Origin of the sequence: Streptomyces sp. NPDC046915 (assembly GCF_040644935.1) — a bacterium.
In the GTDB taxonomy this organism is placed as follows: Bacteria; Actinomycetota; Actinomycetes; order Streptomycetales; family Streptomycetaceae; genus Streptomyces.
The window spans coordinates 384,711-399,798 of the sequence record NZ_JBEYXB010000005.1; the positions used below are offsets into that span (position 1 = coordinate 384,711).

Below are 15,088 nucleotides of genomic sequence, written 5' to 3' on the forward strand. Positions count from 1 at the left end.
CACCATGGGGGCATGGACCCTGAGGAGGCTGGTGCGATGCCCGGTTCCACGAACGGTTCCACGAAGGCCATGGGGGTGCTCACCGTCGGCGGGCTCGTCGTGGTGACGGCCTACACGGTGGCGCTCGGCAGCAACGGCTGGCTGTGGTTCGGCTGGGTCGTGCTGGGGCTGCTCACGCTGGCGATGATCGTGACCCAGAGCCCCTGAGTCCGAGTCCGGTGATCCTCGGTGCACGCCCGGCGGTCCTCAGTGCACGCCGGGCTGGTACTTCGGCAGCCGCGCGGTGATCTTCATGCCCGCGCCGACCGCGGTCTCGATGACGAGGCCGTGGTCGTCGCCGTAGACCTGGCGGAGCCGGTCGTCGACGTTGGACAGGCCGATGCCGCCCGAGGGGCCGACCTCCCCGGCCAGGATGCGGCGCAGCAGGCCGGGGTCCATGCCGACGCCGTCGTCCTCGATGACGACCAGCGCCTCGGCGCCCGCGTCCTGCGCGGTGATCTGGATGTGGCAGGCGTCGGCCTTGCCCTCCAGGCCGTGCTTGACGGCGTTCTCCACGAGGGGTTGAAGGCACAGGAAGGGCAGGGTGACCGGCAGCACCTCGGGGGCGATCTGGAGGGTGACGGAGAGGCGGTCGCCGAAGCGGGCCCGGACCAGCGCCAGGTAGTGGTCGATGGCGTGCAGTTCGTCGGCGAGGGTGGTGAAGTCGCCGTGCCTGCGGAACGAGTAGCGGGTGAAGTCGGCGAATTCCAGCAGTAGTTCGCGGGCCCGTTCGGGGTCGGTGCGCACGAACGAGGCGATCACCGCGAGCGAGTTGAAGATGAAGTGCGGGGATATCTGGGCGCGCAGGGCCTTGATCTCGGCCTCGATGAGCCGGGTCCGGGACCGGTCGAGGTCCGCGAGCTCCAGCTGGACGCTCACCCAGCGGGCCACCTCGCCGGCCGCCCGGACCAGGACCGCCGACTCTCGCGGGGCGCAGGCGACGAGCGCGCCGTGCACCCGGTCGTCGACGGTGAGGGGCGCCACGACGGCCCAGCGGACGGGGCAGTCGGGGGTGGCGCAGCTGAGCCGGAAGGCCTCGCCCCGGCCGGTCTCCAGCGGCCCCGCCAGTCGCTCCATGACCTCCGCGCGGTGGTGACCGCCCACTCCGTCCCAGACCAGTACCTCCTCCAGGTCGGTGAGGCACAGCGCGTCCGTGCCGAGCAGGGTGCGCAGGCCGCGCACCGACTTGCGGGCGGTCTCCTCGGTGAGCCCGGCCCGCAGCGGGGGCGCGGCGAGCGTGGCGGTGTGCAGGGTCTGGAAGGTGGCGTGCTCGACGGGGGTGCCGAGATCGCCGAGGGTCCCGGGGCGGGCGGTGCGCCGTCCGAGCCAGAAGCCGGCCGCCAGCAGCGGCAGCACGGCGACACAGAGCCCCGCCAGGAAACCGCTCACGCCGTCACCTCGGCGCGCAGTTCCTCGGGCAGGTGGAAGCGCGCGAGGATCGCCGCCGTGCCGGGCGGTACCCGGGCCGGGGTGGCCAGGGACACCAGCACCATGGTGAGGAACCCCAGCGGCACGGACCACAGGGCGGGCCAGGCGAGCAGGGCGTGCAGCGGTCCGGTGCCGGGGAAGTCCGCCATGGTCGCGGCGACGGCGAGGAACGCCGAGCCGCCACCCACCAGCATGCCCGCGGCAGCGCCGGGCGGGGTCAGCCGCCGCCACCAGATGCCGAGGACGAGCAGCGGGCAGAAGGAGGACGCCGACACCGCGAACGCCAGCCCCACGGCGTCCGCCACCGGCAGCCCGCCCACCAGCATGCTCGCCGCCAGCGGCACGGCCATGGCGAGCACCGTGCCCAGCCGGAAGTGCCGTACCCCCCGCGAGGGCAGCACGTCCTGGGTGAGCACCCCGGCGACCGCCATGGTCAGCCCCGAGGCCGTGGACAGGAACGCGGCGAAGGCACCGCCCGCGACCAGCGCGCCCAGCAGGTCGCCGCCGACACCGCCGATCATGCGGCCGGGCAGCAGCAGGACCGCGGCGTCGGCGTCGCCGCCGAGGGTGAGCTCGGGGGCGTACAGGCGGCCGAGGGCGCCGTAGACCGGCGGCAGCAGGTAGAAGCCGCCGATCAGGGCGAGGACGGCGACCGTGGTGCGGCGGGCGGCGCCGCCGTGCGGGCTGGTGTAGAAGCGGACGACGACGTGCGGCAGGCCCATGGTGCCGAGGAAGGTGGCCAGGATCAGCCCGTACGTGGCGTACAGCGGGCGTTCCTCGCGGCTCGTCGCGAGGGAGGTGGACATGCCGCCGTTGCCGCCCCGGTCGGCGGCGGGGACGGACGTGCCCCGGGCGAAGGTGAGCCGGGTGCCGCCCTCGATGCGGTGGGTGCCCGCGGGCAGGCGGAGCCGGGTGTCGTCGTGGGGGCGGCCGTCGACCGTGCCGCGGACGGTGATGGTGAGCGGCCTGTCGAGCCGGAGGTCGACGGTGTCGTCGACGAGGACGGTGCGCTGCTCGCGGAAGGTGGCGGGTTCCGCGAAGGCGGGTCGCGGGCCGCCGTCGGCCTGCCAGGCGAGGACGAGGAAGAGGGCGGGGACGAGGAGGGCGGTGAGCTTGAGCCAGTACTGGAAGGCCTGCACGAAGGTGATGCTGCGCATGCCTCCCGCGGCGACGGTCGCCACCACGACCACGGCCACGATGACCCCGCCGAGCGGGTCGGGAGCCCCGGTGAGCACCGCCAGTGTCAGCCCGGCGCCCTGGAGCTGGGGTAACAGGTACAGCCAGCCGACGCCGACCACGAAGGCCCCGGCCAGCCGTCGCACACCCTGCGAGGCGAGCCGGGCCTCGGCGAAGTCCGGCAGGGTGTAGGCGCCGGAGCGGCGCAGCGGGGCGGCGACGAAGAGGAGCAGGACGAGGTAGCCGGCCGTGTAGCCGACCGGGTACCAGAGCATGTCCGGGCCCTGGACGAGGACCAGCCCCGCGATGCCGAGGAAGGAGGCGGCGGAGAGGTACTCGCCGCTGATGGCGGCGGCGTTGAGGCGGGGTCCGACGGCGCGGGAGGCGACGTAGAAGTCGGAGGTGGTGCGGGAGATGCGCAGGCCGAAGGCGCCGACGAGGACGGTCGCGACGACGACGAGGGCGACGGCGGGGACGGCGTAACCGGAGTTCATCGGTCTGCGCCGGTCATCGGTCTTCGACCAGGCGTACGAAGTCGCGCTCGTTGCGTTCGGCGCGGCGCACGTACCAGCGGGCGAGCAGGATCAGCGGCGCGTACAGGCAGAAGCCGAGCACCGCCCAGGCGAGGCGGCGGGCGTCGGGGGCGGCCGCGAAGACCAGCGGGAGCGGGCCGACGAGCAGGACGAGGACCGCGAATCCGGTGAGGGCGGCGCGCAGTTGGGTGCGCATCAGGGAGCGGACGTAGGTGTGGCCGAGGGTGGTGAGCTCGTCGATCTCGGTGCGCGGCCGGTAGTAGCCGGAGGCCCTGCGCATGCGGCGGGGCGGTCCGGTGACGGTGACACGGCGTTCGGTGGGCTCCACTGCGCCTCCCTACCCCGCGGTCCGGCGCATCAAAAGGTCCCGCAGCTCGCGGGCGTGCCGTCGGCTCACCTGGAGTTCCTCGCCGCCGACCAGGACGCACACGGTGCCGGCGTCCAGGCGTAGCTCGCCGATGTGGCGCAGGGCGACGAGGTGGCGGCGGTGGATGCGGACGAAGCCGCGGGCGCGCCAGCGTTCCTCCAGGGTGGACAGCGGGATGCGGACGAGGTGGCTGCCGCGGTCGGTGTGCAGCCGGGCGTAGTCGCCGTGCGCCTCGACGTGGGTGATGTCGTCGACGGCGAGGAAGCGGGTCACGCCGCCGCGTTCGACGGGTATCTGGTCGGGGTCGGGTTCGTGCACGGGGATCGGCGGGGCGGTGCCACGCAGTTCGGCGGCCCGGCGGACGGCCTCGGCCAGGCGTTCCTTGCGGACGGGTTTGAGTACGTAGTCGACCGCCTTGAGATCGAACGCGTGTACGGCGAAGTCCTCGTGGGCGGTGACGAAGACGACCAGCGGCGGCCGGGCGAACCCGGTCAGCAACCGGGCCATCTCCAGGCCGTCGAGGCCGGGCATCTGGATGTCGAGGAAGACCACGTCGATGGCGTCGGGCCCGGCCGGCCCGGACTCCAGGGCGCGGGTGATGCGGCGCAGCGCCCCGGTGGCGTCCCCCGCTCCTTCGGCACTGCTGATGCGCGGGTCGGCGTTGAGCAGGTAGAGGAGTTCCTCGAGCGTGGGGCGTTCGTCGTCGACGGCGAGGGCGCGCAGCATGAACGTGGAGTCTAGGAGCAATCCGCATGCCTGGACATGTGCCGGGCGTGGACGTTCCCGCTGGATACAGTGCCGACATGAACAGCAGGACCGCCCCGTTCGACGAGCTCGACCGGAAGATCGTCACCGCGCTGATGGCGAACGCCAGGACCAGCTTCGCCGAGATCGGTTCGGCGATCGGGCTGTCGGCCACGGCGGTGAAGCGGCGCGTGGACCGGCTGCGGGACACGGGGGTGATCACGGGGTTCACGGCCACCGTGAAGCCGTCGGCGCTGGGCTGGCGCACGGAGGCGTACGTGGAGGTGTACTGCGAGGGGGCGGCGCCGCCGAGGCGCCTGGCGGAGGTGGTCCGCAACCATCCGGAGATCACGGCCGCCATGACCGTGACGGGCGGCGCGGACGCGCTGCTGCACGTGCGGGCGCGGGACGTGGGGCACTTCGAGGAGGTGCTGGAGCGGATCCGCACGGAACCGTTCATCCGGAAGACGATCAGCGTGATGGTGCTGTCCCATCTCCTCCCGGAAAGCCCGGAAGCGGGAGCCACCCACGCGGCACCGGAATGACCCCGTGCATGCGCACCACTCCTGCGTATCGCCCCAGAAGAACGCAACGATGCTGCTCAGACACGCAGTCTTTCTTCCTTGTCGTCCGTCTTCCTCCCTTCCTACCGTTGAGTCACCCCTCAGTGACACGCAGGAAACCGGAGGAAACCCTCTGTGCGCGAGAGCCGTGTGCCGCGCCTTCGGCGCTTTCTCGTCTGTGAACCCAGACATTTCGCGGTGCAGTACGCGATCAACCCCTGGATGCATCCCGACCGGCCGGTCGACGTGGATCTCGCCCGGGAGCAGTGGCAGGCGCTGATCCGTGCCTACCGCGCCCACGGTCACAGCGTCGATTCGGTCGAGCCGGTCGCGGGCCTGCCGGACATGGTCTTCTCCGCGAACGCGGCGCTCGTGGTCGGCGGCCGGGTCTTCGGCTCCCTCTTCCACGCTCCCGAGCGGCGCCCCGAGTCGACCCACTACGACACCTGGTTCAAGGCGGCGGGCTACGACGTGTACCGCCCCGAGTCCGTGTCCGAGGGCGAGGGCGACCTGGTGTGGACGGGCCGCTACGTGCTCGCCGGCACCGGGTTCCGCACCACCCGCGAGGCGCACCGCGAGGCGCAGGAGTTCCTCGGCCACCCGGTGATCGCCCTGACCCTGGTGGACCCGTACTTCTACCACCTGGACACGGCGCTGTTCGTGCTGGACGACGACAACATCTGCTACTACCCGGAGGCGTTCTCGGCGGGCAGCCGGGAGGTGCTGCGCCGGCTGTACCCGGACGCGGTGCTCGCCACCAGGGAGGACGCGATGGCGTTCGGCCTGAACTCCGTGTCCGACGGCCGGAACGTCTTCATCGCGCCCCGCGCCGAAGCCCTCGCCGAGCGCCTCGCCGCCCACGGCTATGTCCCCGTCCCCGTCGACCTGTCGGAGTTCCACAAGGCCGGCGGGGGCATCAAGTGCTGCACCCAGGAGATCCGCTGATGACCGCACCCGCGCGCACGCGCACGTCCGCCGACCTGATCCGTGCGGAGGAGCCCGTCCTCGCGCACAACTACCACCCCCTGCCCGTGGTGGTGGCACGGGCCGAGGGCACCTGGGTGGAGGACGTCGAGGGCAACCGCTACCTCGACATGCTCGCCGGATACTCGGCGCTGAACTTCGGGCACCGCCACCCCGCGCTGATCGAGGCCGCCCACCGCCAGCTGGACCTGCTGACGCTCACTTCCCGCGCCTTCCACAACGACCGGCTCGCCGGATTCGCGGAGCGGCTCGCGGAGCTGACCGGCCAGGACATGGTGCTGCCGATGAACACCGGCGCCGAGGCGGTGGAGAGCGGCATCAAGGTGGCCCGGAAGTGGGCGTACGAGGTGAAGGGCGTCCCCGCCGACCGGGCGACGATCGTGGTCGCGGCGGAGAACTTCCACGGCCGTACGACGACGATCGTGGGCTTCTCCACCGACGAGACGGCCCGGGCGGGCTTCGGCCCCTTCGCGCCGGGCTTCCGGATCGTCCCGTACGGCGACCTGGCCGCGCTGGAGGAGGCCGTCGACGAGACGACGGCGGCGGTGCTGATCGAGCCGATCCAGGGCGAGGCCGGGGTCGTCATCCCGGCCGAGGGCTATCTGACCGGTGTCCGTGAGCTGACCCGCCGCAAGGGCTGCCTGTTCATCGCGGACGAGATCCAGTCGGGCCTGGGCCGTACCGGCCGCACCCTCGCGGTCGAGCACGAGGACGTCGTCCCGGACGTGCTGCTGCTCGGCAAGGCGCTGGGCGGCGGGATCGTGCCGGTGTCGGCCGTGGTGGGCCGGCGCGAGGTGCTCGGTGTGCTGCGGCCGGGCGAGCACGGCTCCACGTTCGGCGGCAACCCGCTCGCGGCGGCCGTCGGCACGGCCGTGGTCGAGCTCCTGGAGACCGGCGAGTTCCAGCGCCGGGCGACGGAGCTGGGCGTCGTGCTGCGCGACGGACTGGCCGATCTGGTCGGCCGGGGCGTGGCCGGCTTCCGCTCGCGCGGGCTGTGGGCGGGCGTCGACGTCGACCCCGCCATCGGCACCGGCCGCGAGGTCAGCGAGCGCCTCATGCGGGAGGGGATCCTGGTCAAGGACACCCACGGCTCCACGATCCGGCTGGCTCCGCCGCTGACCATCACGGCCGAGGAACTGCGATCCGCGCTGGGCGCGTTGGAGCGGGTGCTCGTACGGCAGAACTGAGGTTCCCGGTTCCGCGGTTCACGGAAACCGCAATCCGTCGAGGGCTGCTGTCCGTATCAGTTGACAGGGGACAAAACGTCCCCTCCCGACAAACTGATGTACGGAACACCTGGGGGCGCGATGCATACCCATGCAGCCGAAGCCACTTTCACGGGGTTGGGCGTGTGCTGCGCCGTCGGCAATACGGTGCTGCACACGCTTCTCGTCCCCGACCACCTGGAGGAGATGTTCTACATCGGCGTCCTGTTCGCGGTGGGCAGCGCCGTCATGCTCGCGGTGGCGGCGGGGCTCGTCGTCATGAAGCGCCCGCTGGCCGCCTGGCTGACCGGGACCCTGGTCAGCCTCGGCATGATCCTCGGTTTTGCGCTGTCGCGCACCGTCGGCCTCCCGGCGGGCTATTACGAGCCCGGCTGGGAGTCTCCGTACGGCCCGCTGTCCCTGCTCGTGGAGGGACTCTTCGTCCTGGCGTTCCTCGCCTGGCTGGGCGTCCGGATCGCCCATGGTGCCCGACCGGGACTGCCGTACAGGTCGCACCGCGAACCGGTCTCGGCCGGGGCCGACTTTTCACGACGCTGACCGAGGAGGACCGGCCATGGCTGTGACACCCGGCCGGGGCGGAGCGGCGGCGGGGGCGTGCGCGTTGGCGCTGGCCGCTGTGCTCACGGCGTGTGGGAACTCGGGGTCGGGTGGCGCGGGAACCGGGTCCGCGGCCACCCCGCCGCAGGCCGGCAAGGCGGCGGGTACGACGGTGACCGTGCGGTTGACCGAGTACAAGCTGACCCTGTCGTCGAAGACGTTCAAGGCGGGTGACCACACCTTTGTCGCCGAGAACGGCGGGCACACCGTGCACTCGCTGGAGATCGAGGGGCCGGGCGGCGAAACACGGCTGTCCCATGATCTCGAGCCGGGCCAGTCGGCGCAGCTCAGGGTCATGCTGAAAAAGGGCTCCTACGAGCTGTACTGTCCGGTGGACGGGCACAAGGGACTCGGGATGAAGGCGGACATCACGGTCGGTGGCGGTACCTCCGGCGGAGGGGGTGGCTCCTCGGGCAGCTCCTCCTACTGACCGGCCTGACCATCCGTCAGGATGCCGGAACGGGTTCGGCGTCGATGCGGCCGGGCCCCGTTCCGCACACCTGCGTCGCCACTTACACTGACACCCCACAACGCGCCGGTTGACCTGCTGGAACGCGGCGGTTGAGCGGATCCGTCAGAGTGAGGAGCGACCCCTTGTTCTACCGCCTGCTCAAGTACGTGCTGCTGGGGCCGTTGCTGAGACTGGTGTTCCGGCCCCGCATCGAAGGCCTCGAGCACGTGCCGTCCTCCGGAGCGGCCATCGTCGCCGGCAACCATCTGTCCTTCGCGGACCACTTCCTGATGCCGGCCATCCTCAAACGGCGCATCACCTTCCTCGCCAAGGCCGAGTACTTCACCGGACCGGGCGTCAAGGGCCGTCTGACGGCGTTCTTCTTCCGCAGCGCGGGCCAGATCCCGGTCGACCGCTCGGGCAAGGACGCGGGCCAGGCCGCGATCCGCGAGGGCCTCGGCGTGCTCCGCAAGGCGGAACTGCTCGGCATCTATCCCGAGGGCACCCGCTCGCACGACGGCCGCCTCTACAAGGGCAAGGTCGGAGTCGCGGTGATGGCGATGAAGGCCGGGGTACCGGTCATTCCCTGCGCGATGATCGGCACCTTCGAGGCACAGCCGCCGGGCCGGGTCGTCCCGCACGTCCACCCCATCGTCATCCGCTTCGGCAAGCCCCTCGACTTCTCGCGCTACGCGGGCATGGAGAACGAGAAGGCCATCCTGCGGGCGGTCACCGACGAGATCATGTACGCCATCCTGACGCTGTCCGAGCAGGAGTACGTCGACCAGTACGCGGCCGTCGTCAAGGCGGAACAGGCCGCGGCCCGGGCGGAGAAGGAACGCCGCTTCCCGCGGCTGCCGCTGAGCTGACACCGCACGACCGAGGGGCGGCCGGAGATCCGGCCGCCCCTCGTCGCCGTGGCGGATGCGGTTACGGCTTGGGCGTGGCGTGCGGAGCGCAGGTGACGTCCGCGGTGTCCAGCTTGCCGGTGAGCAGGTAGGTGTCCACCCGGTTGTTGATGCACGGGTTGACCAGGCCGGTCACGCCGTGGGAGCCCGCGTCCTTCTCGGTGATCAGGCGGGAGCCCTTGAAGCTCTTGTGCAGTTCGACGGCACCCTGGTACGGGGTGGCGGCGTCACGCGTGGACTGCACGATGAGGACGGGCGGCAGGCCCTTGTGGGTCTTGACGTGCACCGGGGTCTGCTGCTTGACCGGCCAGGTGGCGCACGGCAGGTTCATCCATGCGTTGGCCCAGGTCATGAACGGGTAGTCCTTGTTGAGCCGCGTGTTGTCGCGGTCCCACTTCCGCCAGCTGGTGGGCCACTGGGCGTCGGTGCACTCGACGGCCGTGTAGACGGCGTTGCTGTTCTCCGAGGTGATGTTGCCCGCGGTGTCGGACAGGTCCGGGGCGGCGGCGTCGACCAGTGCCTGGGTGTCACCCGCGAAGTACTTGCCGAAGACCGTCGCCGTCGGCACCCACGAGGAGTCGTAGTAGGGGGCGTTCTGGAAGAAGGAGATCAGCTCGGCCGGGCCGACGACCCCGCCGATGGGGTTCTTCTTGGCGGTGGCGCGCAGCTGGAGCCACTTGGCCTGGACGGCGGCGCGGGTGGTGCCGAGATGGAAGCTGGCGTCGTTGGCGGCGACCCAGTCCTCCCAGTCCTTCCAGCGGCCCTCGAAGGCGATGTCCTGCTCCAGGTTGGCCTGGTACCAGATGTTCTGGCGGGACGGGTTGACCACGCTGTCGACGATCATCCGGCGGACGTGGCCCGGGAAGAGCGTGCCGTAGACGGCGCCGAGGTAGGTGCCGTAGGAGACGCCGAGGTAGTTCAGCTTCTTCTCACCGAGCGCGGCACGGATGACGTCCAGGTCGCGGGCGGTGTTCGGCGTGGTCATGTACGGCAGCATGCCGCCGCTGCGGTCGTAGCAGCCGTCGGCGTACTCACGGGCCAGCTTGCGCTGCGCGGTCTTGTCGGCCTCGGTGTCCGGCACCGGGTCCATCTTGGGCGCCTTGACGAACTCCTGCGGGTCGATGCAGGAGATGGGTGCCGAGTGGCCGACGCCGCGCGGGTCGAAGCCCACGAAGTCGTACGCCTTCGCGGTGTTGGCCCACAGGGGGCTCTTGGTGGTGACCCGGCGCGGGAAGCGCATGCCGGAGCCGCCCGGGCCGCCGGGGTTGTAGACGAGCGCGCCCTGGCGCTCCTCCTTCGTCCCCGTGTTGCCGATGCGGTCGACTGCGAGCTTGATCTGCTTGCCGTTCGGCTCGGCGTAGTTCACCGGTACGGAGACCCAGCCGCACTGGATCGGCTTCTCGAACCCCCAGTCGGCGGGGCAGTCCTGCCAGTCGATCCCGGCCTTGGCGGCCCGGTCCGCGGCGATCGCGGCACCGCGGGCCTCGCGGTCCTGACCGTGCCGCTCGGCCGCACCGGCCGTGGGCGCCGAGACGGCGCCGGCGAGCAGGGTCGCCGTGACGAGCGCTCCGGCCGAACCGAGCGCCAGCACACGCTTCTTCGGTCTGATGTCCCTCAAGTGGGCCCCTCCCCGTACGTTGCTGCGAATGGTCACGGGGATCCTCGCGGCTGTGAGCCACCTGAGAACAGAGGTCGTTGACCTTCTTTACCAATCCGATAACCGGATGATCACGTCCCGTTGGCGGAACACGCCTCGTCCGCCTCGTCCAGTACCCGCCGCAGCCGCAGAGCGTCGGCCGCGACGGCGGTGACCAGTACGGCGGGCCCGGCGAGCGGCGCCACGGCGGCCCCCTCCCCCAGCATCCGCGCCGCCACCGGCTCCCGCACGAACTCCGGTCGTGCCACGACGAGTTGTCCGACGGCGCGGCGTCCCCCCAGCACGGCGGGCCCGTCCCAGCCGCCCGGGGCCCCGGGCCCGCAGGCCAGTTCCTGGTCGAGCACGGTCCGTCCGGCGATCCGCACCGTGAGACGGCTGGTGAGCCGCCCGGGTTCTTCCCCGACCCGCCCCAGCACCTGCTCCTCGCGCAGCACGAGCCGGGCCCCGGCCGCGAGATCGACGCGGGTGGTGACGTACAGTTCACTGCCCCGCGCGGAGATCAACTGCTCCGGCAGCCAGCGCAGTTCGCCCCCCTCGGCCACCCGGAGCCGGACGTCGTACCGGGCCTCCCCCTTCCCCTGCCCCGGCAGCGCGATGGTCGCCGCGGCCGACCCCACGTGCAGCCGGGCGCCCTCCCCCACCTCGGCCTGAACGGCGAACCGGTCCCCGCCGAGCGGTCCGCTCATCGCGCCCACGAGCATGACCCGCGCCCCGGCCCCGCTCCCCCGGGTCCGGCGCAGCGCCAGCGGCCCCTCCCCCTCCAGCACGGGCAGCGCGGTACCGCCCCGCCCGTCGTCCCGGGCGACGATCCGCGCGGTGGCCCGCACCCCGGTCGCGGTCACGCGGCCCACGCGGCAAGCCGCCCGCGCACCCACTCGGCCACATCCATCACGCCCGCCGCGCTCCTCAGCGACTGGAACACCACCGGCAACTCGGCCCGCTGCGCCTTCGCGTCGGCGGCCATCCGCGCCAGGTCGGAGCCCACGTACGGCGCGAGGTCGGTCTTGTTCACCACGAGCAGATCGGCCGTGGTGACCCCCGGACCGCCCTTGCGCGGGATGTCGTCGCCCCCGGCGACATCGATGACGAAGATCTGCGCGTCCACGAGCCCCTTGGAGAAGGTCGCGGTCAGATTGTCCCCACCGGACTCCACCAGGATCAGATCCAGCGGCCCCACCTCCTCCTCCAGGTCCTCGACGGCTTCGAGGTTGGCGGAGATGTCGTCCCGGATCGCGGTGTGCGGACAGGCACCCGTCTCCACAGCCGCGATCCGCTCCGGCGGCAACACAGCCTCCCTGAGCAGAAACTCGGCGTCCTCCCGCGTGTAGATGTCGTTCGTGACGACAGCCAACGACAACTCATCGCGCAGCACCCGGCACAGCGCGGCGACAGTGGCGGTCTTCCCGGACCCGACGGGCCCCCCGAGCCCGATCCGCAGCGCACGACGGGCACCGTCGGGGCGGTGGGCGTCGGCGCTGAGGGCGGGGGTCGCGTGAGGGTGGGAGTGGTCAAGATGCATGGAAACGGCTCCAGACGTTCGCACCGGTGTGCTTTTCAGCCCGGTCCAGCCACTCTCAGCCCGTCCGGCGTTTGAGGACGAGGCCGTTCAGGCCGAAGCGGGGGTCTGGGGGCGGCAGCCCCCAGTGGGGTCGAAGGGGCGAGCCCCTGGGGACGGGAAAGGGCAGGGGCGGCGGGGGCGAGACACCTAGGACGCGAACAACCGCACAGGCCAGGCCGCATGCCACTCCGCCCCGACCTCCGACAAGGGCGCCGACGACGCGGGCAACACGTCAACCCCCTCCTCGGCCGCTCGCCGAGCCGCCTCCACCGCCCGGTCCGCGACACGGTCCACCTCCGGCGCCAGCCGTGCCAGCACCCCCGTCGCATCGAACGGATCGAGACTCAGCAATCGCACCGTCGCCGTAGCGGGCCCGCTCACACTCTCGTACGCCGCACAGTACGCCGCGTCCAAGGCCCCCAGCCCCGCCGCCCGCGCGACGACCCCCAGCACCACAGGCTGATGGACACCCTTGGGAAACTCCCGCGCCAGCGCGTCCAGTTCCCCGGCCGGCCAGGCCACCCGCGCGGCCCGCATCATCTGCCGCCCCAGCCGCCGAGCAGCCCCCCGCAAGGCGGGCGACGGAGTCCGCGCGTCCGCCGCCGCGTCCAACTCCCCGGGATCCACCCCGAGCACGGCAGCCGCGGCGAGCGCACCCGCCACCAGCCCGACGGTGTGCAGCCGCCCCCGGCAGAAGTCCTCCAGGCTCGCGGCCCCGCAGAGCCGCCCGGCCTTGACGGCCGCCTCGGCCCCGCCGGAGTGCGCGTGCCCCCCGGCGGGAAACCGGCCGTCGGCCAGGACGAGAAGCGCTGCCCTGGACATCAGAAGAGGAAGTAACGCTGGGCCATGGGCAGTTCAGCGGCCGGTGTCGCCTCGACCAGCTCCCCGTCGATGCGCACGGCGAAGCTGTCCGGGTCGACCTCGACACGAGGCCGCGCGTCGTTCTCCTTCATGTCCGCCTTGGTCACCCCCCGCGTCGACTCGATGGCGACGAAGCGCTTCCCCAGTTGCAGCCGCTCCGGCAGCCCGTCCTCGACGGCGAGCGGCGCCACGAAGTTGAACGAGTTGGCGGCGGGCGCCCGCCCGATCGCCCCGTACATCGGCCGCGGGAGTACCGGCTGCGGCGTCGGGATGGACGCGTTCGCGTCGCCCATCTGCGCGTACGCGATCTGGCCGCCCTTGAGGACGAGGTGCGGCTTGACCCCGAAGAAGGCGGGCTCCCACAGCACCAGGTCGGCGAGCTTCCCGCTCTCCACGGAGCCGATCTCCCGAGCCAGCCCCTGCGCGAGCGCCGGGTTGATCGTGTACTTGGCGACGTACCGCCGCACGCGCCGGTTGTCGGCCCGCCCGTCCTCGGGCAGCGCGCCCCGCCGGCGCTTCATCACATGCGCGGTCTGCCAGGTCCGCAGGACGACCTCACCGACCCGCCCCATGGCCTGGGAGTCGGAGGAGATGATGGAGATCGCGCCCAGGTCGTGCAGTATGTCCTCGGCGCCGATCGTCGACGGCCGGATCCGGGACTCGGCGAAGGCCAGGTCCTCGGGGACGGCGGGGTTGAGGTGGTGGCACACCATCAGCATGTCGAGGTGTTCCTCGGCGGTGTTGACGGTGAACGGCCGTGTCGGGTTGGTGGAGCTGGGCAGCACGTGCGGCTCGGAGACCACGGTCATGATGTCCGGCGCGTGCCCGCCGCCGGCGCCCTCGGTGTGGTACGCGTGGATGCCGCGCCCGGCGATCGCGGCGAGCGTGTCGCCGACGAAACCGGCCTCGTTGAGGGTGTCGGTGTGGATGGCGACCTGGATGCCGGTGCGGTCGGCGACGGTCAGCGAGGCGTCGATGACGGCCGGCGTGGAGCCCCAGTCCTCGTGCAGCTTCAGGCCCAGCGCGCCGCCGCGGATCTGCGACAGCATCGCCTCGTGCGAGACGGTGTTGCCCTTGCCGAGGAAGCCGATGTTGAGCGGGTAGGCCTCCATCGCCTCCAGCATCCGGGCCAGGTGCCAGGGGCCGGGGGTGACGGTGGTCGCCTTGGAGCCCTCGGCCGGGCCGGTGCCGCCGCCGACCAGCGTGGTGATGCCGGCGGAGAGGGCCTCGTCGGCGATCTGCGGGCAGATGAAGTGGACGTGGGCGTCGATGGCGCCGGCGGTGAGGATCCGCCCGTTGCCCGCGACGACCTCCGTCTCGGGGCCGATGACCAGGTCGGGGTGGACGCCGTCCATCGTGTCGGGGTTGCCGGCCTTGCCGATCCCGGTGATCCGGCCGTCGCGGATGCCGACGTCGGCCTTGACGATCCCCCAGTGGTCGACGATGACGGCACCGGTGATGACGGTGTCGGGGGTGCCTTCCGCGCGGGTGGCGCGCGACTGGCCCATGGACTCGCGGATGACCTTGCCGCCGCCGAAGACCGCCTCGTCACCGGCGAGTCCGGGACCGCCTGAACGGTCCTCCTCGATCTCGATCAGCAGGTCGGTGTCGGCGAGCCGGATCCGGTCACCGGTGGTCGGGCCGAACAGGTCCGCGTAGGCGGCGCGGGAGATCTCAGGCATCCAGGGCACCTCCGGTCTCCCCGCGCAGGCCGGGCACGATCCGGGCGCCGCCGAGCGGGACGAGTTCGACGTCGACGGGGATACCGGGCTCGAAGCGCACGGCGGTGCCGGCGGCGACGTTCAGGCGCTTGCCGCGCGCCGCGGCACGGTCGAACTCCAGGCCCGGGTTGGCCTCGGCGAAGTGGTAGTGGGAGCCGATCTGGACCGGCCGGTCGGCGGCGTTGAGGACGGTGATCCGGGTGACCTCGCGGCCCTCGTTGCATACGACCGGGCCGTCGGCGAACAGGATCTCTCCGGGAGTCATCGACGGCCCC

Annotated in this window: 17 protein-coding genes; 7 read left to right on the top strand and 10 right to left on the bottom strand. The window is 71.9% G+C overall.

Annotated features, from left to right (window positions below; translation table 11 throughout):
- Positions 1–36: 36 nt before the first annotated feature.
- Positions 37–207 carry a hypothetical protein gene (locus tag ABZ915_RS15760; RefSeq protein ID WP_361435722.1) on the top strand — a complete coding sequence of 57 codons (171 nt, stop codon included), beginning with the start codon at positions 37–39 and terminating at the stop codon, positions 205–207.
- A gap of 39 nt (positions 208–246) precedes the next feature.
- On the opposite strand, the gene ABZ915_RS15765 is transcribed toward ABZ915_RS15760, so the two are convergent.
- From ABZ915_RS15765 to ABZ915_RS15780, 4 genes are read right to left on the bottom strand one after another with little or no spacing between them, the layout of a single operon-like run.
- Positions 247–1,428 carry a histidine kinase gene (locus tag ABZ915_RS15765; RefSeq protein ID WP_361801983.1) on the bottom strand — a complete coding sequence of 394 codons (1,182 nt, stop codon included), beginning with the start codon at positions 1,426–1,428 and terminating at the stop codon, positions 247–249.
- Positions 1,425–3,137 carry a cation acetate symporter gene (locus tag ABZ915_RS15770; RefSeq protein WP_361801986.1) on the bottom strand — a complete coding sequence of 571 codons (1,713 nt, stop codon included), beginning with the start codon at positions 3,135–3,137 and terminating at the stop codon, positions 1,425–1,427. The genes ABZ915_RS15765 and ABZ915_RS15770 overlap by 4 nt, the downstream gene beginning before the upstream one ends.
- A 13-nt stretch (positions 3,138–3,150) precedes the next feature.
- Positions 3,151–3,456: a hypothetical protein gene (locus tag ABZ915_RS15775; protein ID WP_361802476.1), complete on the bottom strand. Its 306-nt coding sequence runs from the start codon at positions 3,454–3,456 to the stop codon at positions 3,151–3,153.
- A 57-nt stretch (positions 3,457–3,513) separates the two neighbouring features.
- The gene (locus tag ABZ915_RS15780) at positions 3,514–4,269 is read right to left on the bottom strand and encodes a LytTR family DNA-binding domain-containing protein (protein ID WP_361801989.1); all 756 of its coding nucleotides are present in this window, start codon (positions 4,267–4,269) and stop codon (positions 3,514–3,516) included.
- Positions 4,270–4,346: 77 nt separating this feature from the next.
- Between ABZ915_RS15780 and ABZ915_RS15785 the strand changes: the two genes are divergently transcribed.
- From ABZ915_RS15785 to ABZ915_RS15810, 6 genes are all read left to right on the top strand, one after another.
- A complete protein-coding gene (locus tag ABZ915_RS15785) occupies positions 4,347–4,832 on the top strand; it encodes an Lrp/AsnC family transcriptional regulator (RefSeq protein ID WP_361801992.1) in 486 nt (161 codons plus the stop codon).
- Between the two features lie 153 nt (positions 4,833–4,985).
- On the top strand, positions 4,986–5,795 hold the full coding sequence (gene ddaH / locus ABZ915_RS15790) for a dimethylargininase (protein WP_361801995.1): 810 nt from the start codon (positions 4,986–4,988) through the stop codon (positions 5,793–5,795).
- The gene (gene rocD, locus ABZ915_RS15795) at positions 5,795–7,021 is read left to right on the top strand and encodes an ornithine--oxo-acid transaminase (protein ID WP_361801998.1); all 1,227 of its coding nucleotides are present in this window, start codon (positions 5,795–5,797) and stop codon (positions 7,019–7,021) included. Before ddaH ends, rocD begins: the two co-directional genes overlap by 1 nt.
- A 120-nt stretch (positions 7,022–7,141) precedes the next feature.
- Entirely contained in the window at positions 7,142–7,597 is a 456-nt protein-coding gene (locus ABZ915_RS15800) for a hypothetical protein (RefSeq protein WP_361802001.1), read from the top strand.
- Between the two features lie 16 nt (positions 7,598–7,613).
- Complete coding sequence (locus tag ABZ915_RS15805) at positions 7,614–8,087, top strand: cupredoxin domain-containing protein (RefSeq protein WP_361802004.1); 474 nt, start codon at positions 7,614–7,616, stop codon at positions 8,085–8,087.
- Between the two features lie 164 nt (positions 8,088–8,251).
- Positions 8,252–8,977: a lysophospholipid acyltransferase family protein gene (locus tag ABZ915_RS15810; protein ID WP_361802007.1), complete on the top strand. Its 726-nt coding sequence runs from the start codon at positions 8,252–8,254 to the stop codon at positions 8,975–8,977.
- 61 nt (positions 8,978–9,038) lie between these two features.
- Here the strand turns inward: ABZ915_RS15810 and ABZ915_RS15815 are convergent, their stop codons facing one another.
- The 6 genes from ABZ915_RS15815 to ABZ915_RS15840 form a co-directional block, all read right to left on the bottom strand.
- Entirely contained in the window at positions 9,039–10,634 is a 1,596-nt protein-coding gene (locus ABZ915_RS15815) for an alpha/beta hydrolase (RefSeq protein ID WP_361802010.1), read from the bottom strand.
- Positions 10,635–10,744: 110 nt separating this feature from the next.
- Positions 10,745–11,515 (bottom strand): urease accessory protein UreD, encoded by a 771-nt coding sequence (locus ABZ915_RS15820; protein WP_361802013.1) that lies wholly within the window; start codon positions 11,513–11,515, stop codon positions 10,745–10,747.
- Positions 11,512–12,192: an urease accessory protein UreG gene (ureG, locus tag ABZ915_RS15825; protein ID WP_361802016.1), complete on the bottom strand. Its 681-nt coding sequence runs from the start codon at positions 12,190–12,192 to the stop codon at positions 11,512–11,514. Before ureG ends, ABZ915_RS15820 begins: the two co-directional genes overlap by 4 nt.
- Before the next feature lie 186 nt (positions 12,193–12,378).
- Entirely contained in the window at positions 12,379–13,053 is a 675-nt protein-coding gene (locus ABZ915_RS15830) for an urease accessory UreF family protein (RefSeq protein ID WP_361802019.1), read from the bottom strand.
- Positions 13,053–14,774 carry an urease subunit alpha gene (locus ABZ915_RS15835; protein ID WP_361802022.1) on the bottom strand — a complete coding sequence of 574 codons (1,722 nt, stop codon included), beginning with the start codon at positions 14,772–14,774 and terminating at the stop codon, positions 13,053–13,055. The genes ABZ915_RS15830 and ABZ915_RS15835 overlap by 1 nt, the downstream gene beginning before the upstream one ends.
- On the bottom strand, positions 14,767–15,078 hold the full coding sequence (locus tag ABZ915_RS15840; RefSeq protein WP_361802025.1) for an urease subunit beta: 312 nt from the start codon (positions 15,076–15,078) through the stop codon (positions 14,767–14,769). Before ABZ915_RS15840 ends, ABZ915_RS15835 begins: the two co-directional genes overlap by 8 nt.
- Between the last annotated feature and the right edge of the window lie 10 nt (positions 15,079–15,088).

Coding starts and splice junctions, on each gene's coding strand:
- ABZ915_RS15775 (WP_361802476.1), bottom strand. CDS start 3,456: ATGCGCAGGGCCTCCGGCTACTACCGGCCGCGCACCGAGATCGACGAG.
- ABZ915_RS15780 (WP_361801989.1), bottom strand. CDS start 4,269: ATGCTGCGCGCCCTCGCCGTCGACGACGAACGCCCCACGCTCGAGGAA.
- ABZ915_RS15800 (WP_361802001.1), top strand. CDS start 7,142: ATGCATACCCATGCAGCCGAAGCCACTTTCACGGGGTTGGGCGTGTGC.
- ABZ915_RS15785 (WP_361801992.1), top strand. CDS start 4,347: ATGAACAGCAGGACCGCCCCGTTCGACGAGCTCGACCGGAAGATCGTC.
- ureG (WP_361802016.1), bottom strand. CDS start 12,192: ATGCATCTTGACCACTCCCACCCTCACGCGACCCCCGCCCTCAGCGCC.
- ABZ915_RS15830 (WP_361802019.1), bottom strand. CDS start 13,053: ATGTCCAGGGCAGCGCTTCTCGTCCTGGCCGACGGCCGGTTTCCCGCC.
- ABZ915_RS15770 (WP_361801986.1), bottom strand. CDS start 3,137: ATGAACTCCGGTTACGCCGTCCCCGCCGTCGCCCTCGTCGTCGTCGCG.
- ABZ915_RS15840 (WP_361802025.1), bottom strand. CDS start 15,078: ATGACTCCCGGAGAGATCCTGTTCGCCGACGGCCCGGTCGTATGCAAC.
- rocD (WP_361801998.1), top strand. CDS start 5,795: ATGACCGCACCCGCGCGCACGCGCACGTCCGCCGACCTGATCCGTGCG.
- ABZ915_RS15835 (WP_361802022.1), bottom strand. CDS start 14,774: ATGCCTGAGATCTCCCGCGCCGCCTACGCGGACCTGTTCGGCCCGACC.
- ABZ915_RS15805 (WP_361802004.1), top strand. CDS start 7,614: ATGGCTGTGACACCCGGCCGGGGCGGAGCGGCGGCGGGGGCGTGCGCG.
- ABZ915_RS15760 (WP_361435722.1), top strand. CDS start 37: ATGCCCGGTTCCACGAACGGTTCCACGAAGGCCATGGGGGTGCTCACC.